Source organism: Candidatus Hecatella orcuttiae (assembly GCF_002009985.1).
Lineage (GTDB): Archaea > Thermoproteota > Bathyarchaeia > Hecatellales > Hecatellaceae > Hecatella > Hecatella orcuttiae.
In genome coordinates this window covers 295,587-319,092 of the sequence record NZ_MTLX02000002.1, presented here as the reverse complement: position 1 = coordinate 319,092, position 23,506 = coordinate 295,587, and the positions used below count along the sequence as shown (strand labels likewise).

The following is a 23,506-nucleotide window of genomic DNA, read 5'->3' as shown; positions in this document are numbered from 1 at the left end:
GCAGAGTAGAATTTTTTCGGCAGAAATCTAGGCATGGAGAAGGTTTCAAACGTTGAGGCTGGTGGACGCTCACGCCCACCTGGAAGAAGTGGAAGAACTGGAACAAGCCTTGAGAAGAGCGTGGGAGGCGGGCGTGAAAGCGATCATCGCCGTGGGCTCCGACTACCACTCCAGCAAGTTCGCCCTAGAACTGGCGGAGAAGCCGCTGCGCCCGAAAGTCTACGCTGCCCTAGGCATCCACCCTTGGAGTCTGAATCCTTCAACCTTAGATTCCACCATGGAATTTATCCGCCGAAATCTCGGGAAAGCTGTAGCCGTCGGAGAGGTAGGTCTAGACTACTGGTACAAGGAAACGAGAAGAGACCGGGAAAAGCAGGCTTTGCAGAGAAAAGTCTTCGAAGAGTTTTTGAAAATGGCGGAGAGCAACGGGAAGCCGGTGATCATTCACAGCCGAGGAGCGTGGGGCGACAGCTTGAAGATGGCCATAGAACTCGGGGTTGAAGAAGCTGTCTTCCACTGGTTCAGCGGCCCCCAAGAGGTTCTAGAAAACCTGCTAAGCCACGGCTACTATGTTTCAGCAACCCCCGCTGTAGCCTACAGCAGAGAACACAGGAAAGCCGTCCTGAGCACGCCTCTGAGTCGTCTTCTCCTAGAAACAGATTCCCCCGTCAGCTATGGAGGTAAACCTTCAGAGCCAGCGGACATTCTTAAAACCTTGGAGGGAGTAGCGAGTGTGAAGAACATGTCTAGGGAGAAAATAGCTGAGGAGACTTTTGAAAACACGCTGCGCTTCTTCAAGCTTCCCCTAGACTGAGGGAAGACCATGGAAGCCTGTTAAAACTTTAATTGGAAAACGTCGACCTTTTTTTATGCCCAAAGCCAAGGAACTGGCAGAGCTTAGGAAAAAGATCGACAGAGTTGACTCGAGAATTGTGGCTCTGCTGGCGGAAAGGTTTAAACTCGTCAAAAAAATTTCGAAAGCGAAGCAGAAGCTGGGAATCCCAACCATCGACCGCCCTAGGGAAGCTCAAGTTTTGTCGAGAGTGGCGGTAATGGCGGAAAAGAAAAAGCTTGAAAGCAAGTACGCCGTCAACGTGTTCAAGGCCATCATAAGCAGTTGCAAAAAATTTGAAAAGGATTTAACGAAAGATAATCGGAAAATCCAGAGGTAGCCGCCTTCCCATCGAGACCTTTCCATCCCCGCGTCAGAGGATAAGGCTGGGAAAACTTAACTCAGGCGGCTGCCTTTAAAACGGAAAATTGCTCGGTGAAAATTTTGAAGACAGAAGAAAGAGAGTTAGTGGAAATCTTCAAAAAGCATAGGGCCAACGAGCTGAGACTAGCTGACAACTTAGCCTACCGTGGAGAAGACTAGAAACTCCGTGGCAAAGGCTGTGCTGGGCATGTTGATGTTTGATTCTAGGAAACACGCTCTGATGTTTCAAGCCATGTCCGACCTAGCAGTCGGCGAGGTTATGGAAGATGCGGACAAGGAGAAAATAGCCAACGCCCTCCGAGGACATCTGAAGGCTGAAAAAGACATGATGGAGGAACTTAAGCAGCTTAAGAAGAAGATCAAGGATTCAGTCCTCCGCGCCAGCCTTGAAGGCATATTGAAGGATGAGGAAAAACACCATCAGCTACTGGACAAGCTTGTGGAGTCATTCTCTGCGAAGAGCGACCATGGACACTTGGAAAGGCTTGTGGGGTTTCTCCCAGTTTCCCCAAGCCCATCTGGGCGAGTGAACCCCCAGCCAAGCCTCATGTTGGGGGACGACCCCTTTACCCCAAGGGAGCGAAACGTTTCCAAGCCTGTTTGAAAATATAAAAGGGCTGAGTGGCTTAAATTAAACAGTTTTAATAATTAACCCAAGCTCAGAAAAGGTGGAAACGGTGAAGTGGCTTCACATAGCTTCTGAAGAAGAAGTTAAGAAAGGGGAAACCACCGACATCTACTTTGTCCACACGAAAAAAGTGTTGGAAGCCAAGGGGCTGAACAAGGTAAAGGTGGTGGCTGAAATCACCCCCACCGGCCTACCTCAAGGCTGGCCTTGGGCTGTGTACTGCGGTTTGGAGGAGGCCTTGCGGCTGCTGGAAGGTTACCCCGTCGACGTCTACAGCCTCCCTGAGGGGAGTATCTTCCATCCAACCGACAGCTTCGGGGTTCGAGCGCCCGTAATGGTCGTGGAGGGGCCCTACGGCGCCTTCGGCCTTCTGGAAACACCTCTTTTGGGGCTGCTATGCCAAGCTACGGGCATCGCCACCAAGGCGGCGAGAATGCGGAAACTCGCTCCTAAGAGTCTTCTGATTTCTTTCGGAATCCGCCGGATTCACCCCGTCATTTCCCCCATGGTGGACAGGGCGGCCTACATAGGGGGCTTTGACAGCGTGTCCAGTCTTTCGGGGGCGAAGCTCATCGGACGAAAGCCCACGGGAACCATGCCGCATGCGCTCATCATTCTCTTCGGGGATCAGGCTAAAGCCTGGAAAGCTTTCGACGAGGTGGTGGAGGCAGGGGTGCCTCGGATAGCCTTGGTGGACACCTACAGCGATGAGAAAACCGAGGCCATCAAGGCGGCGGAGGCCTTGGGGGAGAAGCTCTACGGTGTGAGGCTGGATACTCCCAAGTCGAGGAGAGGAAACTTGCCTCAGATAGTTCGGGAGGTTCGGTGGGAGCTGTCTCTCAGAGGCTTCAGCCACGTTAAAATTCTAGTTTCAGGAGGCATCGACGAGAAGGACCTCCCCCCACTTATCGACGCGGGGGTGGAGGGTTTCGGCATAGGCTCCTCCATTAGCGCCGCTCCCATCGTAGACTTCGCCTTAGACATCGTGGAAAAAGAAGGAAAACCTGTGGCTAAAAAAGGAAAACTGGGGGGAAGCAAGAAGCTTTGGAGATGCCCCCGATGCCTCACCGACACCGTGCTCCCAGCTCAAGCTTCCCAGCCTCCATGCCCGGCTTGCGGAGGAAAAACAGAGTCTATGCTGAAGCCCGTGCTTAAAAACGGAAAGCTAACGCAGCCGTTACCTGCTTCCGAAGAAATTAGAAAATATCTGCTCCAGCAGCTGGAAAAACTGCGGGAATAAGTGTTCCGACGGGTGAAGGGTGCTAAGAATATTCCCGCCAAGTCATTCCGCATTTGGTACATCGGAAGAACTGAGTTGAAGACTCGTCAGCTCCCCGGGTCTGAACCATCCATACGTAGGCTTCCATGTTACCGCATTTGGGGCATTGAGCCTTCTGGGTGGGAAGGGTCTTAAGCTTAGCTTCTTTCTCCCCGATGATGATGATGGATTCCTTGGAAGGTTTCTCGGTGGGTTTAACCAAAGCCGGCTGACTGGTCTTTTTGCCTCGTAAGACGTAGTTGCAGTTGGGGCATTTCAGGGAAACCCGGGAAGACTTTTTCTCCTTAACCGAAAGCACCAGCCTCATTCCGCATTTAGGACAGAATTCCATCTGGCATCACTGGACCGCTTCAGCGCTTCAAAAGCAAGGGACACTCCGATTTAAAGGTTTCCCCCGAAGGTTTAACACCGCCATAATGAGGCCTCTAAAGCTGAAAGACTTTAAAACAGCCACTTCTGACCTGTTGAAGGGCTCTCCTGTATTTTCAGGTTTAAGCGTCTTGTTATGGCGCGACGGAAAACTGTTTATTTACGGCTTAGCGGGAAAACCACTCTCTTATCACGTCTTTCGCCTTTTCATTGTCTTTAAAGCTGAACTCCAGCTCCGACCAGCCTAGAAAACAGTAGCCGTCAACTTCTTCCCATGTTTCATCCAAAATCGTCCTGAAAATTTCTGCTTGGGTATCTTCATCAACCCTTGCTTTCTCAGCCCCCAGTTCTCCGAAGAAGAAGCCTTTGAGGCCGTATTTTTGCTTCAGAGAGTTCCCTTTCGCTACGGCTGCGTTTAAATAGTTTCTAAGCTCATCGTAATTCGAGTCTCCCCACATGATGTCGAAAGCCAAGTAGTCATATCCTCCTAAACTTTCAATTTCCTCCGGGCCCATGCCGGCCAGCTTTAACACCAACCCGCCTGAAAACATGGACCGTAGATTTTGAGACTCAACCATCCATTCTTCCACCAGATGTTCTTCCGAAAAAACGAGATTCGGCTCGTTTAACGGAGAATAAAACTCCACGTTTTCTTCTTCAGCTATTTCAGCCCATTTTGAGGATATCTCCATCACGGCTTCAACATATTGCGGGTCGGTCAAATGGGGGAAGCCGCCGCGGCTGGCGAGATTTGGCTCCAGAAAAACCGCAAACCCGGCACTGTGAGCCCTTCTGATCAAATCGATGATGAGAAAGTTTGGCACATCCTGTCTGATGTCGCCGTTTGAATCTATGCTGTAAAGAGGGCATATTCTGAGGGTGTTTATGCGCAGTGTTCTAAGTTCTTCTATTTCCTCATCGTTTAAAACATACAAACCGTTTTCACTTGAAACCATCTTCAAAAAAGTAACATTTTGCCTTCGGTATTCTTGGACAGCTACGTCTTGCAGTTGCTCCGCTTGTTCCGCCGACACTTCTTGCTCCGATGGCTTACCATCTTCTGGCTGCTCCTCTATTGATGGCTCAGTTTGCTGGGGCTGAACCTGCAGCGGCGCTTCCTTTGACGGAGAAGCTGTCGGTTGAACGCCCGCCGGTGTTTCTGTTGGCGCCTCTGCTGGCGGTTCTTGAAAGATATAGCCTCCTACAAGGGCAAACCCCACGATCACCGTTACCGTAAATGCTAAAAATCCGGTAAACACATACTTCTGTTTCAATTTCATCGGTTAATGCTTAATTTTATTTTCTTTAATAAAGCTTCTTTTCAAATAGCCCTAAGACTTCAGGGAAGTGAAAGCGGAACCTACCATGCGGGCTATTCTGAGAGGTTCAGGAATGAACCCCGGCTTGCAGGTTGCCTTCACCACTCTCCCAGCTTCTTCCACACTCAGCCCAAAGGACTGAATCCAAAAAGTTTTTCCCCCCTCCAGCTTTAATGGAGTAGGGTTCCCAGCTTTCTCAACCATGCTCACCCTTTTCTCTCCAAAAGGCAGGGATTCGAGTTGGCGTTTAAGCTTTCCTAGGTCAGGCGCTTTTTCCCAGAAAACCATCACAGGCCTTTGGAGGTTTTCCGCCAGCTGAGCTACATCCACTACGTTGAAGCCGGCGAAGCATAAACCCATCAGCATGACGACGCGGATCTGCCCATAATGGCTGGATCCTTTCACTGCTTGAGTTATCTTCCGGGTTGCATCCAGCCCGTTCCACTCTGCGGAGCCTTTCAGCAGCCCTTCCAGCCATTCCTTCCCCCTGAAAACAACGCCGAAAAAGGGGCAACGTTTTTGAGGGAGGGGCATGTTGCCGTTTACGATGCCTAGGACTCTGATCTCCCGTTTTACGCTCCGCAGTTTCAGGGGTATTCACCCTATATTTTGCTTTATCCGGCTGAATGGCTGTTTTCTTAACCCTCGGCCTTCCTTCTGGGAAGGTGAAGCCCAGCTCTAGTCCATATGTTTGTGAGGGCTTGGCTGAAAGCTGAGACGGGGTCTTCTGCCTCTCGGAGCAGGTCGACGAGCTCCCGGCTTGAGATCAGGTTTTTGGCGGCGGCGTAGACTATCAGGGCTTCCGCGGAGCTGCCTATATCTCTCCTTGAAAGCCGGGAGGGAAGCCTCCTTCGGACTCCCGCCTGCCTGACGGCTTCGGCTAGAACCTTGTTGCTGACTTTCATTCCGCATGGCTTTTTCTTTTTAAGGCTGAAGGCTAGGGAGTAGAGGAAGTTGATGTAAGTGTCTCCTAAGCCGGCTAGATTCCTCTCGGAGAATATTTCTTCGACAGATTTCTCTTCCCCCTTCAAGGCTTCAGCCAGCATGTTTTCCAGACTTCCTTTTCCCGCTGACAATTTTTCTCGCCTTCCAAATTAGGGAGGAAGATTCGTGGAGGCTTAGGGTTTAAGCCCCTTTTAGCCGCTTCAGCTCTTGGTCGAGGAGGGGGAGAAAGGTTCCGATGTCAGAGACCACCCCGATGGCTTGCATGGAGCCGCGGTCGAGAAGCTTGGTAACGGTGGCGGGATTGATGTCGACACAGACGATCTTCACCGTGGAAGGCAGCATGTTTCCCACGGCTATGGAGTGAAGGGTGGAGGCGAACATCAAAACCATGCTGGTTCCGGCGAGAGCCTCCCTGTACAGTCTCTGAGCCTCCACCATGTCGGTGACAACCTCGGGAAGAGGCCCGTCGTCCCTGATGGACCCTGCGAGGACAAAAGGCACACCTTTAACGATGCACTCGTACATGATGCCCTTTCGGAGGACACCCTTCCTCACTGCCTCCTTCAAGGAGCCGGCCTTGTAAATTTCGTTGATGGCGGCCATGTGGTTCCTATGCCCCCGGACGGAGGGGACGCCTTCCTCCAAGGAAACCCCGAGGGACGTCCCCAGCAGGGCGGCCTCCACGTCGTGCACCGCCAAGGCGTTACCGGAGAGAAACACGTCGATGAAACCCTCCCGGATGATGCTGGCCAGAGCCTCAGCAGCTCCTGTGTGAACCACAGCCGGGCCTGCCACAGCCACGATTTTGCCCCCCGCCTTCTTGGTGTCATAGAGGTCTTTGGCGATCTGCTTCATCAGGGAGCCGGAGGGTTTTTCCGATGAGGCGTCACTTCCCATAAACTTGAAAACCCCGATGCTTTCCCGGGGCCTTTCAGGGGGTTTGACTTTAACCCCTGTCTCGCCGACGACCACCAGTTCCCCTTTTCTCACCTCTCGGAGAGGTTTGCAGTAGGCCTTGCTGCCGTCGGGTTCCACTACCACCACCTTATCCATCATGGGATTTTCCACCTCCACCCACCTTCCTTTAAAGTAGATGAAAGTAGGGTTGTTGGTGGTGGAGTAGAAGTTCTCAGGGAGAACCATGTCCGCGGGGGCGGGTTCGCAGACAGCCTCTTGAACCTCGTGGGGAATAGCCCCCAACCGGTAGATTTCTTGGAGGATCCTTTCCAGGTGGCTTTCGCTTTTTCCCTTGACTAGCATTCGGGCGTAGCTGTAGTCGGTTTTCCGCTTGCCAACTCGGAATTCGGAAACTTCAAAATCTCCGCCCAACTCCATAATCCTGTCCCAGATCCTGGAGAGGATCATGGAGTCGATTAGGTGGCCTTCCACCTCCACGTCTCTAGTGTGGAGAAAGGAGTCCTCCTGCTTTTTCCGATGGAACTCGACCACCGTCCACGGTCAGAACCTCTCTCAAAAACCGTTAGAATTGTGAAGGCCTCCTTTATTTAAAGATTGAGGGAGTTCGCTTGGAGCAAAATCTATTTTAGGTAACGGCTTACCATGAAGGGATCGATGAAGAGCCGCCTCCCACCGCTCTTCTCTTTAGGGCTTGGAAAAAAATGACGGAGCCGCAGCCTTCCAGCAGGCTTGAAGCTATCCTCGTCAAAATTATGGCTGAGAAGCCGGATTTGACCAGAGAAAAACTGCTGGAGATGGTGGAAAGTAAGAGGGCTGAAGCTAAAAGCCTCCTCAACCCTGAAGGTGCCGCTTTCCTCGTGGCTCTAGACCTTGGAGTTTCTCTTTGGGACAGCAGTCTGGCTGTTGACACTGAAATCGAAGATGTCATCTCAGGTTTGAGGGACGTATCCCTCACAGGGAGGGTTCTGGGAGTCTACCCGGTAAAACTCTTCAAGAGACCGGACGGTCAGGAAGGAAAACTCAAGAGGCTGCTTTTAGGGGACAAGACAGGAGTGCTGGAGGTTTACCTGTGGAATCAGAAGGCTGAAGAAGCGGAGCGGCTGAAAATCCAGCCCGATGCCGTTGTGAAGATAGAACACGGCTACACCCGAACCTCCCTCGCGGGAAAAACCGAGCTCCATGTGGCTGACAGCGGAAGGATAGCGCTTATCCCCCCAAGCCAAGTCGGCGGGGAAGTCCAAGTTCCCGCCCTCGGGGAGTTTTTCCAAGAAATCCGAAGCCTGAAGAAACCGGGGGAAGAAGTCAACCTCTCAGGGGAAATCATCCAGGCCTACCCTGCCAGAAAATTTCTCAGAAGCGACGGAGGGGAGGGGACGGTGATGCGGCTGAGGCTGAGGGATGACTCCGGGGAGATAAACCTCGTAGTATGGAACGACTGGGTGGAGGCCGTGGAAAAAGCCCGGGTGGGAGACAGAATAGAGGTAATCAGGGGGAAAACCCGGGAGAACAGGCTGGGTGAACTGGAAGCCCACGTCAACAGAAACACCTACCTGAAGCTGACGCCTACACCCACACCCGCCGCTCCAGTGGAAGACAAGCCTACACCCCTAGGCAGGATCAACCCCGGCATGAGGAACCTCACCGTGGAAGGCGTGATGGTCGACGCTCCGGCTGTGAGGGAAGTGACCCTGAAGGACGGAACCCAAACCCAGGTGGCCAGCTTTAGGCTGAGGGATGAAACCGGCGTCCTCAGGGTTTCCGCTTGGAGAAAGCAGGCGGAGATCTTGGCCAAGTTTCCACCGGGCGTTCAGATCAGGCTGAAAAACGTGACGGCTAAGCCGGGTCTTCAGGGGGAAACGGAGCTTTCCACAGGAAGCTTCACCGTCGTGGAGCTAATTTCTCAGCCTTCTGAGTCGGAGTCCAAACCCTCCACCAGACTGTTTTCAGATGAGAAGGCTAGAGGTTAAAATAGCGCATGAAGCTGCCGTTGGGAAAAACACCCCCGAAGGTTTTGAAGGCCCAGGTCTTCCGATATTTAGGCTTAAAACGTGGCGACGTGGTCCTCGGACCTGCCAAAGGGGAGGACGCCGCCATCGTCAAGGCGGGGAGAAGCCTCCTAGCCCTATCCTGTGACCCCATCAGCGGCGCGGTGAGAAAAATCGGCTGGGCGGCAGCTCACATCGCCTGCAACGATGTAGCCACGCGAGGGATCAGGCCTCAGTGGCTTCTCTCCTGCATCATGCTTCCCCCGGGGTCTGGAGAAAAAACCTTGAAGGAAATCTCCGCCCAAATAGGCTCAGCCGCCCTCCGGTTGGGGGTTGCTGTGGTAGGCGGCCACAGCGAGGTTACTCCGGGCCTAAGCCACCCCTTGGTCGTGGGTTTTTCAGCAGGCTTGGCTGAGAGGGGCCGGTATGCGGCTTGCAGGAATGCTAAGGCGGGAGCTAAGATAATTCTGACCAAGGGAGTGGGCATCGAAGGCACCGCCATCCTAGCATCTGACAGGAAAAGTTTGTTGGTTGAAAGGCTGGGGAAGAAAACCGTGGAAAGGGCGGAGAAGTTTTACCGGGAAATCAGCGTGGTTCAAGAAGCCTTAACCGCCTTCGAAACGGGCGGAGTTCAAGCCATGCACGACCCCACAGAAGGAGGCCTAGCTGCAGGCCTCCACGAGCTGGCTGACGCCTCGGGGACGGGGTTCAGGGTCTACGAGGACAAAATTCCCATCAGGCCTGAAACCCGGGAAATCTGCCGGGTCTTCGCCGTCAATCCCCTGAGGCTGGTGAGCTCTGGGGCGCTCCTCATAGTAGCGGAGCCGCAGAGGACGGATGACATCGTAGAAAGCCTTACTCGCGAGGGCTCCGAAGCCGCTGTCATAGGGAAGATTCTGAAAGACCCCAAAGTCAGAGTAATGGTGGGAAAAAACGGCTTGGCAAGAAGACTGCCCGCACCTCTCCAAGATGAGCTTTGGAAGGCGCTTCAAAGTTCACCTCAGGAGCTGTAGTCTTCGCTCAAGTTGGTGTTCAGGTTTTCTTTCCCCTCAGTTCTTCTACGTACTCGTAAGCTTGGATAGCGGCGGTGGCTCCTTCGCCTACGCAAGTTACAATCTGCCGCATGCACTTGTCTCTGCAGTCTCCCGCTGCGAAGATTCCGGGAACCGAGGTTCGCATGCATTCGTCGGTTAGGATAGTTCCATTCGGATTTTTCTTAACGTTGACGAAATCCGTGTTGGGCTTCAGGCCGATGTAGATGAAAACACCGTCTACGCGAAGCTCGGAAAGCTTCCCTGTTTTAAGGTTTTTGAGCACGAGTTTTTCCAGCCGGTCTCTTCCCACTACTTCTTCCACCACGGTGTCGAAGATGAATTCTATTTTCTCGTTTCGGAAGGCTTTTTCCTGCCATGACTTCTCAGCCCTCAACTTATCTCTTCGGTGAATGAGATACACTTTGTTCACCATCTTGGTCAAGTAGATGGCTTCTTTCGTGGCTGAGTTTCCCCCTCCCACCACCGCCACGTCTTTGCCGGTGAAAATAGGCCCGTCGCAGAGTGCGCAGAAGGCAACCCCTTTCCCGATGAGCTCCTTTTCCCCTTTGACGCCCAGTTGTCTAGGAGAGGAGCCGGTGGCTATGATGACGGCTCTGGCTTCAAGGTCCCCTGAGCTTGTCTTAACCAGCTTCCTGTCTCCTAGGTCTTCTATGGCTGAAACTTCCGCTGTTTGAATTTCAGCTCCCGCCGCTTCAGCCTGCTCTTGGAAAAGCCTCATCAACTCCGGGCCGCTGATTTCCTTGAAGCCGGGGTAATTTTCCACCGTGGCCGTGAGGGAAATCTGCCCTCCTATGACCTCTTTCTCCAAAACCACGGTCTTCAGTCCAGCTCTGGCCGCGTAGAGAGCCGCCGTCAACCCGGCGCAGCCGCTTCCCACAATAACGAGGTCGTACACTTTTTGTTCACTGTTCCCCAAGACTGATCTTCGGAATCGCATAAATTTGTTTCCTTTAAAAAGCAGTCTTAATCGTTGGGTTAAAACTTGTAGCCGAGTTTTTCAAAGATCCTCTTCATGGCTAAACTGTCCTGTTCTAGAATGGGGGATTCGGAAATGATGGTGGCGCTGACTTTTCTCCTCAAAATTTCTCTTGCCAAAGGCTCGAAGGGAGGCTGGTTGGCTTTTATCTCCAAGTGGTTTTTTTCGTTGCCTTTATCCGTTCCCTTAACAGGAGTCCAGTTTATTCCTGAAAAGTGCACGTGGAGATGCGGCAGCTTCAGCTCAGCCACCCGGTCGAGGATTTCTCCGTAGTCTATCTTGCCCCCCTGCCTAGCGAAGATGTGGGCAAAGTCCACGTTGGGCACGCAGTCCACTTCCCGGCATAGCTGGATGATTTCGTCGAGGGTTCCAAACTGGCTTTGCTTCCCCATGGTTTCAAGCCCGAGTTTAACCTTTCCGACGCCTTCGTCCCTCAGCCTGCCTAGGAGGTCTTGAAAGCTTTCCTCCACCATCTTGAAGGCTTTCTCCGAAGTCAGTTGACCGTAGTACCCGGGGTGAATGACCACGATGTGTGCGCCCATCTTCTCTCCTCGAGTAGCAGAGTCGAGGATCCTCTGCTTGGACTCTTCGACGGTCTTCTTCTTCTCAGAGCAGAGGTTGATGTAGTAGGGAGCGTGAATGGAGAGTTCCACGTTTAATTTTTTCGCCACTCTTCCCACTTCTTCAGCCGCTTCAAGGCTCATGTTCACTCCCCGCACAAACTGGATTTCTATGGCCTGGAGGCCTAGGCCGGCCACGGTTTTAACACCTTCCACCGAAGACCGAGGCTTGGTTACCGTGGGGATTCCTGCGGGGCCTAGCAGTATTTTTTCAGCCATAGGCTTCAGCTCATCCTATATTTTGGATGTCGAAATATTTAATATCTGGCTCCACTTTTAGTAATGAAAATACTTTTGAAAGGTTGTGACCCCTTTGCCGGGAGCCCGGCTTCTGTGGCTCGGCTGGTTCGTCGCCCTTTTAGCCTTGGCCTACGTTGTACCCTATACGGTTTTGGCGGATTTCCCCCGCATCTACGGAGCCTACTTGTTCTGGGCGGTTTTGGCGCTGGTCGCCATAGTCTCCATGTTTTCTCTGATTTCAAGGTGGGAAGATTAGCTTGGTCTCCGCAGGGTGGATTTACCTCACCATAGGCGTTTTCTTCACCGCCAGTTTCCTCATCGCCCATTACGGCCGCATGAGAACGGGCAAAGGCCTAGAGGAGTATTTCATAGCGGGTAGGAGGCTGGGGGGCACGGTTTCCGCCCTCACCTACAGCGCCACAACCTACAGCGCTTTCATGATGGTGGGCCTCGTGGGGTTCACCTACGTGGGAGGCGTAGGAGCTCTGGGTTTTGAGCTCATCTACCTCATGGGTTTGATGGTAGCGGTGATGGTGGGCCTTCGATTTTACGCCGCCGGCAGGCTGAGAAGCTACGTAACCCCCGCCCAGTTTTTGGGGGACCGGTATGAGAACAGATTCGCCGCGGTGGTGATGGCTGCCGCCTGCTTGGTTTTCCTCGTTCCCTACATGTCGGTGCAGTTGGTCGGCCCCGCCTACCTGATAAGCACCCTCTCTGGCGGTCAGATACCTTTCATCGCCGGGGTGCTCTTCATGGGCTTCGTCATCGCCGCTTACACCTGGTGGGGTGGCATGAGGGCTGTAGCTTGGACGGATGCCTTGCAGGCTTCCATGATGATCACCCTAGCCCTTATTCTCCTCTTCTTTGTCATCCAGATAGGCCTAGGAGGCTTCGGAAGCTTCTTCTCCGCCCTCGAAACAGAGCATCCTGAGTTGCTGGTGGTGCCGGGGCCCGGGAAGTTTTTTAACTTCCCCAAGTTTCTAGGCTTGACTCTCCCCTGGTTTTTCTTCTCTATCACCAACCCCCAAGTTGTTCAGAGGTTTTTCGTCCCCAACTCGGTTTGGTCCCTGAAGAACATGTTCAGAGGCTTCCTCGTCTTCGGCTTCACCTACACCATCATCGTAACCATGCTGGGGTTGGCGGCTAAAATCCTGCTGCCCGATTTGGCTAACCCGGATTTGGCCATGCCGTCGCTTCTCACCCTCGTGCCCGCTCCCTTAGCCCTGCTGGTCATGGTGGGAATCTTGGCCGCAGCGGTTTCAACAGTGGACTCCATTCTCCTGTCCTTGAGCTCCATGACAGCTGTTGACCTATACAAGGGTCTGAGGCCGAAAGCTAGTGAGCTGGGAGGCTTGAGAGTAGGTCGAGCTACCATTCTGATCATGGCAGCGGTCATCGTAGCTTTCTCCATTCGCCCCGCGGGATTACTTGTAGAGCTTTCAGTCATGTCTTCCGCAGGCCTGCTACAGTTTGTCCCCGCGGTTTTAGGAGGGTTCTTCTGGAAGAGGGCCACAGCCGCGGGAGCTGTGTCCAGCATCCTAGCCGGAATCGCCGTGGTAGGCTTCCTCTACTTTACCCGCACCTTTCCTCTTGGGCATTGGCCTGGAGTTTGGGGGATCCTCTGCAGCTCAATAGTCTTCCTCGCGGTGAGCTTCCTGACGAAGCCTCCGAAGGGTGCGGAGAAATTCGTGGAGATTCTAAGCCGCAAACAGGTTTAACCCAAGAAAACCGGTTAAAATTGTTTATGTAAAATAGGCGGGATAGAGGGCGGAGAAACCTGCCTTAAAGCTGGAAAACCAGCTGTTTCCCTCAGCCTCCTCCCAACCTCTGGTTTGAGGGCTGTCTTGGAAAAGATAGCCCAGCTTATTCTGTGACCACAATGGCTTGGGTGGGGCATTGAACCTCGCAGGCTCTGCACACGATGCAGGCGTCGTTGTTGACTACAACGGATTTTTTCCCTTCGTAGCCTTCCACATCTTGCATCTCAAAAACCGAAACCGGACAAACATCCACGCAGATGGAGTCGCCGTTGCATTTGCTCCAGTCAACTTTGACTTCAACCACTTTTAGTTCACCTGCCAATTTTGGAGTTTCATGGAGATTTTAGGTAATAAACTTTTCTAAGGCTGAAAGATGCCCTAAAGAGGCTTCTTTCAAATCTTTCATTTCACAGCGAAATGCCTATAATGGTTTTCCGCTAAGATTAGGTGGAACATCTTGGGTTTAGGCTTCAATCCTGAAAGATTTCTGAAAAAACTCTGCGCTGGAACGGTGGCAGCGGGGATTCTTTTCCATCTTTCCACCTACCTGTGGTCCTTGGGGTTGGGGTTCTTCCTCTTTTTCTTCACCCCAGCCGGTTTAGACGTTGCCCGGCGGGTTGTCCCTAAGGTGGACTTGCTCTTTTTCAAAGTGCTGGTTCCCAGCCCTCTTCCCGTGGGCTTCGTTTTCTTAGCCCTCTGGATTGTTTTCATCCTCTGCTTCATCGTCGCGTGGAAGGGCCCCGGCTTAAGCTTTCCCCAGGCGGTGAAGCTCAGTTTTTCCCACCCCTTAACCCGGTCTTTCAAAAACTACCTCTACCTGTTTCCCATCTTGACCAGCATGCTGCTGGTGGCGGAAAATTTCATAGAAAGCATTCAGGAAGCCCACGGAGTCCCCACGGGAGGCTTGGAGGTAGCCAACCCCTACCTGCTGTTCTTCTCCGCATCCTATGCCGCTGTCTTCGAGGAAATAGGATTCAGGCTGGTTCCTCTGGGCGCTGTGGTGGCGGCTTTGGTTTTGTGGGAGGGATGGCGGAAATTTTGGCAAACATCTTTTCCCCACCGATTGTGGTTGCTGCTCCTCGCCTTTCTCTATCCTGAAGGCGTCAAGAAGAGGGTGGGGCTGAGGAATGTGGAAGCCTACGGCTGGCAGAAGGGCATAGGCAGAGCTGAGTGGCTCATGGTTTTGGCCTCCGCCTCCGTCTTTGCCCTAGCCCACATTCTCTCAGGCTCGGAGTGGGAGGTTGGAAAAGTCAGCTTAACCTTCATCCTCGGCCTCGTCTTCGCCGCCGTCTACCTTATCTATGGGCTGGCGGCCGCCATTCTGGTCCACTGGTTTCACAACTACCATCTCGTCCTCCTCTGGCTTGGCTACCAGCATTTCGGCCAAGCCTTCCACAGCTGGGCGACATCAGCGAACCTAGCCATCTTTCTTTTCGGCCTAGGCGGCTGGGCAACTCTCACTGTCTATGCCTTTTTCCAGTGGACCAAGGAGAAAACTGAGGCAACAGGCCAGCTTCCCCATTAAAGTCGGGGGGAAATCAGCCTTGAGCCGTCATTTTTTCCTTCTAAAGCTGCGGAAGACAGAGTAGACGATGGCCGCGGCGACGGCGGCGGATGCTAGGGTGGCGAGGATGCTTCCGTAGCCGGGTAGGAAAGCGTCTATCGTCTTCCCGGCTAATTTCCAAGAGAAGAGAATGCCTGTTCCCCAGACTTGGAAGACCCCCGGCGGTTCAACCTCGACGGAGGCTGCGTTGGAGGCGGCTTCAAAGTTTTCTCCCCGGTAAACATAGCTTACCTCCGCGGGTTGGAAGGTGTAGACGCCTAGGTTTCGCAGGGTCAGGGTGTAAGTGTGAACCACCGCGGTGCCTCCCTCCAGCTGAGCCCACTCCGCTTTCAGGGAGCCGTCCACCAGCCTGACCGCGGAGCCGTAGTTTTCCAAGGCTTCAGAGTCGTCGAGTTGAAGGTTGAAGACGGGAGTTAAGCCCTCGTTGCGGATTTCAATCCGAACTTGGACGAAGTCTCCCTCTTCCAAGGAAACCGGCTCCACCTGTTTTGAAACCTTCAAGTCGGCGGGGAAGACTCGCTCGAAACTCACCGTCGCTTCGGAGAGAGGCTCCCCCGGCCTGAGAAGTTTCAAAACCGCCCCCTCCTCCAAAACCAGCCAACCCGGGGCAGGCTCAACGGCGGAGGGCGCGGCTATGAAGAAGAAAGAGGCATGGGAGTCGGATGCGGCGGTGGGAGGCTTGGAGTTTCTCAGGAAGCTGAAGAGGTTGAAAGTGTGCTGCTGGGGGGATGAATGAAGGCTGCGCTCCCAGAAGGAAACGTGAAAGAAGAAAGGAACAGGCTGAGAAGCTTGGGTGAAGGAGCGGATTAAACTGCCTAAAGGCTCCTGTTCCGACGTTAAACCTACCACCGCCTGACCGAGGAAGCCTCCTTCCTCTAGAAGCTGCAAGGCCTTGGGGGCGTTGACCAATCCCACGGCAACCAGGCTGCCGTCGGCGCTCCAAGGCTGAGAGCCGGGGGTGAAGGTTCCGTTTCGGTAGACATCGTAAACATAGGAGGCGAAGCCTTCTGGGTTTTGGGCGAGAACCCCCATTAGTTTCTCCTCGGAAACCGTGTAAGAGGCTTCGCTCCAGTAGACAGCGACCCGATAGGCTCGGTCTGCCCAATCCAAGGGAACCGCGGTCAAATAGGTTAGAGGGAGGTTGAAGTAGGCGGAAAGCTGAGAGCTGAGCGCGGGGGCAGCCCCGGCTTCTCCGCCCTCCCCCAAAGCTTCCTCCACAACGACGAGCACAGTCGGAGGCGCCGCGGCGTAAAGGCTTTGCCACCCGCCGGAGAGAGGTAGAGGTCCTTCTAAAGGCAGGGAAGGCAGCTTATCTGGGGGAAACGACTGGGTGAGCAGTATGGCTAGGATGAGACCGTCCAACTGCGGGTTCGGGGTTTGAACGCCTAGGTTAAGCTCCGAAGCCACCAGGGCGGAGGCCACGGCCACGGAGCCGTCGGAAGAAATTAGCCCGCCCAAGGCCTCCAGTTTGAAGGGAGAAGCCTGCGCTGAACCCAAAGGAATGAGGGAGGTTGAAGCCGTCAAGGTCAAAAGTAGAATCAACGCCAACGCCTTGGAGGCAGGGAAGCCAGCGGCCTCCGACCCGCCACGGCCAGAGGCTTTTTTGGCTAGGAAGCCGCCCAGCAGTCCGCCTGCCAACCCAGCAACGCAGGCCAATGCGAGGACCTTCACAGCGTTTACCACCACCATTTCACCCACAGCCTCCAAGATTAGCTTGGGGTCGAAAGGCTGGGTTGCCGCGAGCATGTCCAAAGCTAAGCGAAGCCCCGGGCCGACCACGGGGGCGTTGAACAAAGCTGGGAAAGAGAAACCGGGGGGCACAGGTGGCAGCCTCAGACCTTCGGGTCCCGCTTCCAAGGCGGGTTGGAGGGTTTGGAGAACAGCTAAAACGCTGAGGCCTAGGATGGCGTGGATGGCGGAGTAGGTGGAAACAGCGACGCCTATTCCCCGCAGGCCTCTTCGGGCTATGAGCCCCCCTACAAAGGCAGCGGAAAGCCAGGCGGCCAGTAGGGAAACGTCGCGGAAGGGGTCTCCGTAGAGAAGGTAAAGGCTAACCAGGGTTGTTCTCAAACCCAGCCCTAGGAGAGGCGCCAACCAAGCGGCCAGCATCTCGAAAGACTGGGGTAAAAGATAGGTGTAACCGAAGGTGAAGACTAGGAAACTGGAAGCCAGCCAGCCTAGAGTCTTGCTCAAACCGCTGCCCCCCCTTTTTACTAGGGGGTTTGAAGTAAAAAGTTTTACCAGCCTTTGCGAAGGCCGAATCGGAACCTCCGCCGGCCCCGCGTGGGAGGTTTTTCCGGACTGGTTTCCCCTTCCACGATGCGCACGTAGATGCTGTTGGCTATCTCCTCATCCACTGCTATCTGGGTTTGGCCTGCTTGGAAAACGTAGGAGGGACTACGCTGGATGAGGGTAACCGGGCTTCCCGGCAGAAGCCCCATGACCATCAGTCTCTCCAGCTTCCTCCGGTCTGAGGTGTAGATGTAGGCTATTTTCCCCCCTTCCCCAGGTTTGAGGTCGGAGAGAGGGCAGATGATTCTCCCCGTGGCCTCCTCCTCCTTCTCGCAGCATCTCCCGGGAGGAATAGGCAGGCCGTGGGGGCATATCTTCGGATGGCCGAGGAGGATGCAGATATGTTCGTCCACACCGTCTCGGAGGAGGTGCTCAAACTTGCAGGCAGTTTCCTCAACAAGCTTTCCCTTAAGGTCCAAGACGTCGACGAGAAGCCGCTCCGCCAGCCGATGCCGTCTAACGATGTCCTCCGCCAGCTTCCGGCCTTCCTCGGTGAACTCCACTTCCCCGTCAACCGAGCGTATCAGATTTAGCTTAAAGAGCTCCTCCACTTCTCTGTCCCCCCTCTTAAATCCGATGTCTTGGAGGGCTGTGGAGGAGGCGTTCTTCTTTTCCAGCACCGTCCAAAGGGCTTCCAAAACCTCTTCCGCTGGCTCACTTATTTCCATCCGCTTTTCCAACCCCTGAGTTTTTTCAAAAGCCTTGACTCCCTAGGGAAGCTGTAGCCGCACCGCGGACACCTGGCCAAGCTGCAAGCATCCCCGAGGGCTAAGGGGCAACCCTTACACGCCGCGGCTTCTTCCCTTTCTCCGCATTCGCAGCCGCAGAGAGGACACTTCATATTTGAACCCCCAAGGCCGTTAAGGCGAAGTTCACGGTGAAACCCACGGTGAAGGCGAAGGGGAAAATAAAGAGAGCTATGAGAAACGCCGTCTTCAACCCTCGTTCCCTAGTCATCACCAGAAACTGGGCGATGCAGGGTACGAAGAGAGTGAGGGTGATGGCGGAGACCGCCAGCTGAACCCCGGACAGCAGACCTGCCTGCTGCAGGTCGAAAAGGCCGGCTGCTCCGTAGTCCCTCCGGAAAAAGCCGAAGAGAAACACCACCGCCGCCTCTGGAGGCAGTCCTATGGCTTGCACCAGCGGCTGCAGGGCGGCGATCACCGCTTGGAAAACCCCTGTGAGTTGACCTGCCCAGAGGAGGACGCTGGCTAGGAGGAAGTAGGGGAAGACCTCCATGAAATACCATTCCATCCGGGCGAGGGTTTTGGTCAAAATGTTACCCAGCCTCGGCATTCTCAGCGGGGGGATCTCCAAGAAGAAACTGGGCTTCTCCCCCGGTATAAGCTTTGAAGCCAAATACCCGACTAAAACAAATATTAGGAGAATTGTCCCGGCCCAGAGGACTAAAGCCGTAGGCTTCCCGGATAAAATCGCCAAGATAACCCCCAGCTGAGCGGAGCAGGGGATGGCCAAAGCCATCAGCAAGGTGGCTATCACCCTCTCCCTCCGAGTCTCCTGGGTTCTCGTCACGATGGTGGCCATGGTGTCGCAGCCCAAGCCCAAAACCAAGGGGATCACCGCCCTCCCGGTGAGGCCTATCCTTTTGAGAACCCTGTCGATGAGCATGGCCAAGCGGGGGAGATAGCCCACATCCTCGATGACCGAAAAAACGATGAAAAAGGTGCCTACGATGGGTAAAATCAAGGCCACCGCATACCTCACACCTAGGGTTATGACCCCGTACTCGCCCACCAGCAGATCCTGAACCGTAGCATAGGGGATGCTCCTCACAACCCAAGCGGTAATGCGGGGGTTGACGACGCCTTCGAAGATGCGGCCTTCGAGAAAGTCCACAAGCACCCCCGCTCCGAAGACGCCTACAAACTGGTAGATGCCGAAATACAGAACAGCCAAGAGAATGAGGCTGCCGGTCCAAGGATTCATCGTCAACCGGCTCAGGTGCTCCGACAAGGTCAGCCTCATCTCCCGGGAAGGTGGCATAGACGCTTGGGCCACCATCCAAGTGGCTTCGTCGAATCTTCTCAAGGCTATATGGTAGCCCAAAGGGTGAACGAAGTGAGCCTGAGTCTTCCCCACCAGCTCTTCAATTCGGCTGTAACCGTCTCGGGGCTCTTCCTTCCTGACTTGCTCCCTTATTTCTTTATCTCCCTGCAAAAGCAAAAGACCTACAGCTCGCTTGGGAAAGCCGTACTCCGCCTTCAGCAAGGCGCATATGTCGCCTAAAGCAGATTCTACAGGCTCACTGTAGTCGAGAATGGAGGAAGCTCCCTCTTTCCCGCCTCCGCGGAAGACTCTTATTCTTTCCTTCAGCTCCTCGATGCCCCGTCCGGTTGTGGCCACGGTGGCCACCACGGGAATGCCCAGCAGCTCCTCTAAGCGCTGGGGGTCGACTTTGACCCCTATCTTTTCAGCCTCGTCCATCATGTTGAGGACGAGGATGACGGGGAGACCTACCTCCATCAACTGGAAGGTCAGAGGAAGCATCCTCACCAGGTTTTTGGCGTCCGCTATCTGCAGAACTAGGTCGGGTTTTTCCCGGAGGAGAACCGTCCTGGCAACCCGCTCCTCCTCGGTGAGGGGAATGAACGAATACATGCCCGGGGTGTCTATGACCTCGTATTCCGTTCTGCCGATGCGAATTTTCCCCCGAGCTATCTCAACGGTTGTCCCCGGGTAGTTGGAGACGGTGACGTAGGCGCCGGTGAGGCTGTGGAAGACCACACTCTTCCCCACGTTGGGATTGCCCACCAAGGCTATTTTCTTCAAGCCTTTTCTCGAAGAGGGGGGAGGGGCGCTGCCGTGACAGGTATGGCGGTGCATCAGGGGGAACCTTTCCTCTGGGGGTTACTGGTTTTGAGGTGGGCGTTCAAAGGACTTAGGCTCACCTAACATAGACGTGTTTATATAACGAAAACCTTCAATATATTTTTTTCCTCCTCTCTTTCAGGGAAAGGACTCCCCCTAGGCGAATTTGGAAAGAAGGGGGTTTCGGAGGTTTGGAAAGAAGTCATAAATAACGGTGTTATAATTTTTATCATAGGTCATCGGCTTGACTGAGTCAACCCAAAACTCCCCGCGGAGAATTCTAGACCTCGTAGGCCTCTACTGCCCTGAACCCGTCTTCCGAACCCGAAAAGAACTGGACTCGATGGCGGTGGGAGAAACCTTGGAGGTGATAGCCGACGACCCGGCCAGCGAGGAAGACATCCAAAGTCTCCTGCGAAGACTAGGCCATCAGCTTCTTCGACTGTGGAAGACAGGGCGGGAGATCCATTTTTTGATAAAAAAGACGAAGCAGACATAAAAAGGGAGGTGAAAAAGTTTGGCGGAAAAGAAAAAGGTGCTCTACGTTCAAACCAGCGGTTTGGATACTCCTGAAAGAACCTACGCCCCCTTCATCCTAGCCACCACCGCTGTGGCCATGGGCTTGGATGCCACTGTATACTTCCTCATAAAAGGCGTGACCGTGGTTCAGAGAGGAGAAGCTGAAAAGGTGAAGCTGGGAAGCTTCCCTTCGTTGAAGGAGGTCATGGACCAGGCTGTGAAGGCGGGAGTGAAGCTGATGGTCTGCGACCAAAGCTGCCAGCTTCTGGGGCTTACCCCCGGAAACGTGGTGGACTACGCCAAAATAGTGGGAGCAGCAACCCTAAACGACCTAGTCCTAGACGCCGACGCGGTACTATACTTCTAACACCCTTGAAGAAACCAGGGGAAAATCCGCCCTTACCCCGCGTCCACGGTTTTTTATCAAGCAAAAAAAGGGCGGGATAATTTTTTAGCTCAGGTAGAGGAAACATCCCCTTGGAGGGTTGGGTGTGAAAACTGAAATCGTCAAAATCGAAACCCCAGAAGGCTGCAACCTCATCTTGGGAATGGCCCACTTCATCAAAACCGTGGAAGACCTCTACGAGGCTGTGGTGAACTCCGCTCCCAAAGCCAAGTTCGGAGTGGGCTTCTGCGAAAGCTCCGGCCCCTGCTTGGTGAGAAGCGAAGGCAACGACGCTTCCCTGAAGAAGGCGGCGGCGGAAAACGCCTTCAAGCTGGCAGCCGGCCACAGTTTTCTCATCTTCCTGAAGGAGGCCTACCCCATCAACGTGCTCAACGCCATCAAGGGAGTGTCTGAAGTCTGCTCCATCTTCTGCGCCACCGCCAACCCCGTGGAGGTCATCGTCGCCGAAACCGAGCAGGGAAGGGGCATTCTAGGCGTCGTCGACGGCTACAAGTCCAAGGGAATAGAGCAGAAGGAGGACGCGGAGGCTAGGAAAAAATTTCTGAGGACCTTGGGCTACAAGCTGTAGGCTTGCGGGGGCGGGTCTCCGCCTTCAGGTTTTCGCCTGAAGTCTGAGGTTTTCCTTAAGCCTGTCCATGAGAGCACAGGCGGGAGCTAGACCGGTTTGGTAGACTTTCTTTTGAGCGTCCTCCCAGATTTCCTCCACCAACCTCAGAGGACAGCCTCCCTCCACGTACTCGTAAGCTTGGAAGGCGGTCTCCAGCCTGTCAGCCGCCTCCACTATCTGGGCTTCCAAGGAGCTGCCCCTCCGGTAGTTTCTCCAAACAGCCTCGTATTTTTTCCTCAGAGGCGGAGAAACTTCTGCCAGAAGTCTTCTCAGGGCTTCTTTTTCAACCTTGGGTTTTGCTTTGAGGCTGGGGGTTAGGCAGTTCCAAGCCTCTTTATCCAGGTCCTTGAGCAGGATTTCAGGGAAATCGTGGAGTAAAGCCATTCGCAGGACGAGGGCGAAGTTTACCCTCCGCTGGGGGGAGAGCATGTCCGCGAGCATCATGGCTAGGACGGCTGTTCGGAAACTGTGCTCCGCTACAGATTCTACGCGGGCCTTTTCCACGCCGCGAGTCAGCCATCCGGTGCGGGGAAACAGTTTAAGCCGCCCCACCTTTAAAACCAGCTTCCACAGGGTTTCGGAAGATTCAGGGGCTGAGGGCGAGTTCATAGGGGTATGTTTGGAGTCTAAAGCATATAAGGTTCAAGCCGCCCTCTCAGCTAGGGTGAATTATTTTGCCTCCTCGAAACTTACCGGTATGCGGACTTCCATATCCGCCTTGACAGAGCCGTGGAGAAGGTAGGGCCCATGGGATAGGGTGAAAGCCGTGGTGAAGGGACCTTCCCCAAAGTGGGCTTTAACCCTGTGGTAGAGACGGTGGGGTAGAACCGCCTTGTAGCATTTCTCTTCACCTTGGGGGGCGAGCAAGGCTACCTCAAACACTTCCGTGTGCCCAGTTCTCATGTTCACGAACATAAGCTTGAGGATGTAGCTGCACACAGGCCCCACTTACCTTTTAAATGATATTTAACCTCCTTTTTACCATTCCGCTCGAAAGAAAGTAAAATAGGTGGGAAGAAGAAATCTTCCTTGCCCCTTGTTTTCTAAGCGATAAGCTTCAAAAACCGCTCCATGCCCAGCACCCGGGAGAACCGGGTGATGAGGTCTCTTTCACTGACCACTCCGGCGAGTTTTCCCTCCTCAGAAACAACGGGGTGATAGGGTATCCAACGTTCTTGGACTCTTTTTAAGAGTTCTCCCACATCCTCGTGCTCCCCTATGAGCACCGGTTTGGGGAGGCTGAGGGTGACGACTTCCTCGGAAAGGCGGTTCTCCAGATTCTCTTTCTCCTTCAAAGCCTCTTCAGGCCCTTCTGTTTTGACAAGATAGCGAAAAAGGTCTGAAGCTGATAGGACCCCCACTACTTCGCCTTCGGACAGGAGGGGGAGTCTTCTCACATGGTGGGCGGCCATAAGGTTGAGGGCTTCGAAAATGCTGCTTTCAGGCTTGATGGTATGGACCTTCCGCGTCATTATGGCGGAAAGGTTTATTCCATAATGGCGGGGGGGAATTCTCTCAATGGCTGGGCGCTCGGTGATCACGCCTTTTATGCAGTCCTTTTCATCCACCAAAATCACATGGCCGACCTTGTTCTCCACCATATACTGGACGATGCACTCGAAGGCGAAACTGTAGGGAAGCTTGTGAAGATATTCCTCCATAAAGAGGAGGACGGGTTCTTGGAGGAGAGCCTCTAAACCTCCGGCTTTCTTCTTCAAAATTTTCCCTTTGTGGCCGGCGATGTATTCGAGGATTCTGAGAGAGGAGATAACTCCTTTAGCCCTTTTTTGGTCGTCTACTACGGAAAGGCGGTAGATGCCGCCTCTTTCACCCATCAGCTTCAAGGCTTTGATGAGGGGGGCGAAGCTTTCGATGATGTAAAGGTTCTCCTTATAGGCTACGTCCATAGCCTTGGCCAACCCTCATCCTCCGTTTAGCTTATATGTCTCTCTTCATGATCTAATTCAAAATCAACCTTA

27 protein-coding genes are annotated in these 23,506 nt (G+C 53.9%); 12 read left to right on the top strand and 15 right to left on the bottom strand.

The features are described from left to right. The first annotated feature begins 61 nt into the window (after positions 1 to 61). The 4 genes from BWM17_RS01850 to BWM17_RS01835 all read left to right on the top strand — a co-directional run bounded on the left by BWM17_RS01850 (position 62) and on the right by BWM17_RS01835 (position 3,084). The gene (locus tag BWM17_RS01850) at positions 62 to 814 is read left to right on the top strand and encodes a TatD family hydrolase (RefSeq protein WP_309492381.1); all 753 of its coding nucleotides are present in this window, start codon (positions 62 to 64) and stop codon (positions 812 to 814) included. Positions 815 to 869: 55 nt separating this feature from the next. Next, positions 870 to 1,172, top strand: a complete 303-nt coding sequence (locus BWM17_RS01845) for a chorismate mutase (RefSeq protein WP_309492184.1) — start codon at positions 870 to 872, stop codon at positions 1,170 to 1,172. Positions 1,173 to 1,361: 189 nt separating this feature from the next. After that, a complete protein-coding gene (locus tag BWM17_RS01840) occupies positions 1,362 to 1,820 on the top strand; it encodes a hypothetical protein (protein ID WP_309492183.1) in 459 nt (152 codons plus the stop codon). Between the two features lie 64 nt (positions 1,821 to 1,884). Beyond that, a complete protein-coding gene (locus tag BWM17_RS01835; protein WP_309492182.1) occupies positions 1,885 to 3,084 on the top strand; it encodes a nicotinate phosphoribosyltransferase in 1,200 nt (399 codons plus the stop codon). A gap of 22 nt (positions 3,085 to 3,106) precedes the next feature. Here the strand turns inward: BWM17_RS01835 and BWM17_RS01830 are convergent, their stop codons facing one another. The 5 genes from BWM17_RS01830 to BWM17_RS01810 form a co-directional block, all read right to left on the bottom strand. Further along, positions 3,107 to 3,454: a transcription factor S gene (locus BWM17_RS01830; protein WP_309492181.1), complete on the bottom strand. Its 348-nt coding sequence runs from the start codon at positions 3,452 to 3,454 to the stop codon at positions 3,107 to 3,109. A gap of 205 nt (positions 3,455 to 3,659) precedes the next feature. Then, positions 3,660 to 4,526, bottom strand: a complete 867-nt coding sequence (locus BWM17_RS01825; protein ID WP_309492180.1) for a hypothetical protein — start codon at positions 4,524 to 4,526, stop codon at positions 3,660 to 3,662. A gap of 297 nt (positions 4,527 to 4,823) precedes the next feature. After that, positions 4,824 to 5,375, bottom strand: coding sequence for a DUF99 family protein (locus tag BWM17_RS01820; protein ID WP_309492380.1), 552 nt, complete (start codon positions 5,373 to 5,375; stop codon positions 4,824 to 4,826). Positions 5,376 to 5,449: 74 nt separating this feature from the next. Further along, the gene (locus BWM17_RS01815; protein WP_309492179.1) at positions 5,450 to 5,887 is read right to left on the bottom strand and encodes a ribonuclease III family protein; all 438 of its coding nucleotides are present in this window, start codon (positions 5,885 to 5,887) and stop codon (positions 5,450 to 5,452) included. Between the two features lie 49 nt (positions 5,888 to 5,936). Beyond that, on the bottom strand, positions 5,937 to 7,205 hold the full coding sequence (locus tag BWM17_RS01810; RefSeq protein ID WP_309492178.1) for a TIGR00300 family protein: 1,269 nt from the start codon (positions 7,203 to 7,205) through the stop codon (positions 5,937 to 5,939). Positions 7,206 to 7,375: 170 nt separating this feature from the next. On the opposite strand from BWM17_RS01810, the gene BWM17_RS01805 reads away from it, so the two are divergent. Both BWM17_RS01805 and BWM17_RS01800 read left to right on the top strand, forming a co-directional pair. After that, complete coding sequence (locus BWM17_RS01805) at positions 7,376 to 8,641, top strand: OB-fold nucleic acid binding domain-containing protein (RefSeq protein WP_309492177.1); 1,266 nt, start codon at positions 7,376 to 7,378, stop codon at positions 8,639 to 8,641. 8 nt (positions 8,642 to 8,649) lie between these two features. Next, positions 8,650 to 9,672, top strand: a complete 1,023-nt coding sequence (locus BWM17_RS01800; protein WP_309492176.1) for an AIR synthase family protein — start codon at positions 8,650 to 8,652, stop codon at positions 9,670 to 9,672. Positions 9,673 to 9,691: 19 nt separating this feature from the next. Here BWM17_RS01800 and trxB read toward each other — a convergent pair whose 3' ends face one another. Both trxB and BWM17_RS01790 read right to left on the bottom strand, forming a co-directional pair. Beyond that, the gene (trxB, locus tag BWM17_RS01795; RefSeq protein ID WP_342766487.1) at positions 9,692 to 10,609 is read right to left on the bottom strand and encodes a thioredoxin-disulfide reductase; all 918 of its coding nucleotides are present in this window, start codon (positions 10,607 to 10,609) and stop codon (positions 9,692 to 9,694) included. A gap of 80 nt (positions 10,610 to 10,689) precedes the next feature. Further along, entirely contained in the window at positions 10,690 to 11,529 is an 840-nt protein-coding gene (locus tag BWM17_RS01790; protein WP_309492174.1) for a TIM barrel protein, read from the bottom strand. Between the two features lie 85 nt (positions 11,530 to 11,614). Between BWM17_RS01790 and BWM17_RS01785 the strand changes: the two genes are divergently transcribed. Together BWM17_RS01785 and BWM17_RS01780 are read left to right on the top strand one after the other, a co-directional pair. Continuing rightward, positions 11,615 to 11,806, top strand: coding sequence for a hypothetical protein (locus BWM17_RS01785; protein ID WP_309492173.1), 192 nt, complete (start codon positions 11,615 to 11,617; stop codon positions 11,804 to 11,806). Position 11,807: 1 nt separating this feature from the next. After that, positions 11,808 to 13,268 (top strand): sodium:solute symporter family protein, encoded by a 1,461-nt coding sequence (locus tag BWM17_RS01780; protein ID WP_309492172.1) that lies wholly within the window; start codon positions 11,808 to 11,810, stop codon positions 13,266 to 13,268. A 145-nt stretch (positions 13,269 to 13,413) separates the two neighbouring features. Here the strand turns inward: BWM17_RS01780 and BWM17_RS01775 are convergent, their stop codons facing one another. Beyond that, positions 13,414 to 13,632 carry a 4Fe-4S dicluster domain-containing protein gene (locus tag BWM17_RS01775; RefSeq protein ID WP_309492171.1) on the bottom strand — a complete coding sequence of 73 codons (219 nt, stop codon included), beginning with the start codon at positions 13,630 to 13,632 and terminating at the stop codon, positions 13,414 to 13,416. 135 nt (positions 13,633 to 13,767) lie between these two features. Here BWM17_RS01775 and BWM17_RS01770 point away from each other — a divergent pair, with 135 nt between their 5' ends. Next, positions 13,768 to 14,835 carry a CPBP family intramembrane glutamic endopeptidase gene (locus tag BWM17_RS01770; RefSeq protein WP_309492170.1) on the top strand — a complete coding sequence of 356 codons (1,068 nt, stop codon included), beginning with the start codon at positions 13,768 to 13,770 and terminating at the stop codon, positions 14,833 to 14,835. Positions 14,836 to 14,862: 27 nt separating this feature from the next. On the opposite strand, the gene BWM17_RS01765 is transcribed toward BWM17_RS01770, so the two are convergent. Genes BWM17_RS01765 through feoB form a run of 4 tightly spaced genes read right to left on the bottom strand, consistent with a single transcriptional unit; the run spans position 14,863 to position 20,010 of the window. Continuing rightward, the gene (locus BWM17_RS01765; protein ID WP_309492169.1) at positions 14,863 to 17,067 is read right to left on the bottom strand and encodes a hypothetical protein; all 2,205 of its coding nucleotides are present in this window, start codon (positions 17,065 to 17,067) and stop codon (positions 14,863 to 14,865) included. A 44-nt stretch (positions 17,068 to 17,111) separates the two neighbouring features. Further along, positions 17,112 to 17,834, bottom strand: coding sequence for a metal-dependent transcriptional regulator (locus BWM17_RS01760; protein WP_309492168.1), 723 nt, complete (start codon positions 17,832 to 17,834; stop codon positions 17,112 to 17,114). Further along, on the bottom strand, positions 17,825 to 18,007 hold the full coding sequence (locus BWM17_RS01755; RefSeq protein ID WP_309492167.1) for a hypothetical protein: 183 nt from the start codon (positions 18,005 to 18,007) through the stop codon (positions 17,825 to 17,827). Before BWM17_RS01755 ends, BWM17_RS01760 begins: the two co-directional genes overlap by 10 nt. Then, the gene (gene feoB, locus BWM17_RS01750) at positions 18,004 to 20,010 is read right to left on the bottom strand and encodes a ferrous iron transport protein B (protein WP_309492166.1); all 2,007 of its coding nucleotides are present in this window, start codon (positions 20,008 to 20,010) and stop codon (positions 18,004 to 18,006) included. Before feoB ends, BWM17_RS01755 begins: the two co-directional genes overlap by 4 nt. 229 nt (positions 20,011 to 20,239) lie before the next feature. Between feoB and BWM17_RS01745 the strand changes: the two genes are divergently transcribed. The 3 genes from BWM17_RS01745 to BWM17_RS01735 all read left to right on the top strand — a co-directional run bounded on the left by BWM17_RS01745 (position 20,240) and on the right by BWM17_RS01735 (position 21,488). After that, positions 20,240 to 20,494 (top strand): sulfurtransferase TusA family protein, encoded by a 255-nt coding sequence (locus tag BWM17_RS01745; protein ID WP_309492165.1) that lies wholly within the window; start codon positions 20,240 to 20,242, stop codon positions 20,492 to 20,494. A gap of 18 nt (positions 20,495 to 20,512) precedes the next feature. Further along, a complete protein-coding gene (locus BWM17_RS01740; protein WP_309492164.1) occupies positions 20,513 to 20,881 on the top strand; it encodes a DsrE family protein in 369 nt (122 codons plus the stop codon). Positions 20,882 to 21,005: 124 nt separating this feature from the next. After that, on the top strand, positions 21,006 to 21,488 hold the full coding sequence (locus BWM17_RS01735) for an adenosine-specific kinase (RefSeq protein ID WP_309492379.1): 483 nt from the start codon (positions 21,006 to 21,008) through the stop codon (positions 21,486 to 21,488). 24 nt (positions 21,489 to 21,512) lie between these two features. Here the strand turns inward: BWM17_RS01735 and BWM17_RS01730 are convergent, their stop codons facing one another. The 3 genes from BWM17_RS01730 to BWM17_RS01720 form a co-directional block, all read right to left on the bottom strand. Next, complete coding sequence (locus BWM17_RS01730) at positions 21,513 to 22,136, bottom strand: HD domain-containing protein (RefSeq protein ID WP_309492163.1); 624 nt, start codon at positions 22,134 to 22,136, stop codon at positions 21,513 to 21,515. Between the two features lie 60 nt (positions 22,137 to 22,196). Further along, positions 22,197 to 22,475: a hypothetical protein gene (locus tag BWM17_RS01725; RefSeq protein WP_309492162.1), complete on the bottom strand. Its 279-nt coding sequence runs from the start codon at positions 22,473 to 22,475 to the stop codon at positions 22,197 to 22,199. Between the two features lie 95 nt (positions 22,476 to 22,570). Next, on the bottom strand, positions 22,571 to 23,446 hold the full coding sequence (locus tag BWM17_RS01720) for a CBS domain-containing protein (RefSeq protein ID WP_309492161.1): 876 nt from the start codon (positions 23,444 to 23,446) through the stop codon (positions 22,571 to 22,573). Between the last annotated feature and the right edge of the window lie 60 nt (positions 23,447 to 23,506).

Bases quoted from the DNA above. Each gene is read 5' to 3' on its own strand.
- feoB (WP_309492166.1), bottom strand. From the start codon at position 20,010: ATGCACCGCCATACCTGTCACGGCAGCGCCCCTCCCCCCTCTTCGAGA.
- BWM17_RS01830 (WP_309492181.1), bottom strand. From the start codon at position 3,454: ATGGAATTCTGTCCTAAATGCGGAATGAGGCTGGTGCTTTCGGTTAAG.
- BWM17_RS01730 (WP_309492163.1), bottom strand. From the start codon at position 22,136: ATGAACTCGCCCTCAGCCCCTGAATCTTCCGAAACCCTGTGGAAGCTG.
- BWM17_RS01790 (WP_309492174.1), bottom strand. From the start codon at position 11,529: ATGGCTGAAAAAATACTGCTAGGCCCCGCAGGAATCCCCACGGTAACC.
- BWM17_RS01805 (WP_309492177.1), top strand. From the start codon at position 7,376: ATGACGGAGCCGCAGCCTTCCAGCAGGCTTGAAGCTATCCTCGTCAAA.
- BWM17_RS01760 (WP_309492168.1), bottom strand. From the start codon at position 17,834: ATGGAAATAAGTGAGCCAGCGGAAGAGGTTTTGGAAGCCCTTTGGACG.
- BWM17_RS01755 (WP_309492167.1), bottom strand. From the start codon at position 18,007: ATGAAGTGTCCTCTCTGCGGCTGCGAATGCGGAGAAAGGGAAGAAGCC.
- BWM17_RS01845 (WP_309492184.1), top strand. From the start codon at position 870: ATGCCCAAAGCCAAGGAACTGGCAGAGCTTAGGAAAAAGATCGACAGA.
- BWM17_RS01800 (WP_309492176.1), top strand. From the start codon at position 8,650: ATGAAGCTGCCGTTGGGAAAAACACCCCCGAAGGTTTTGAAGGCCCAG.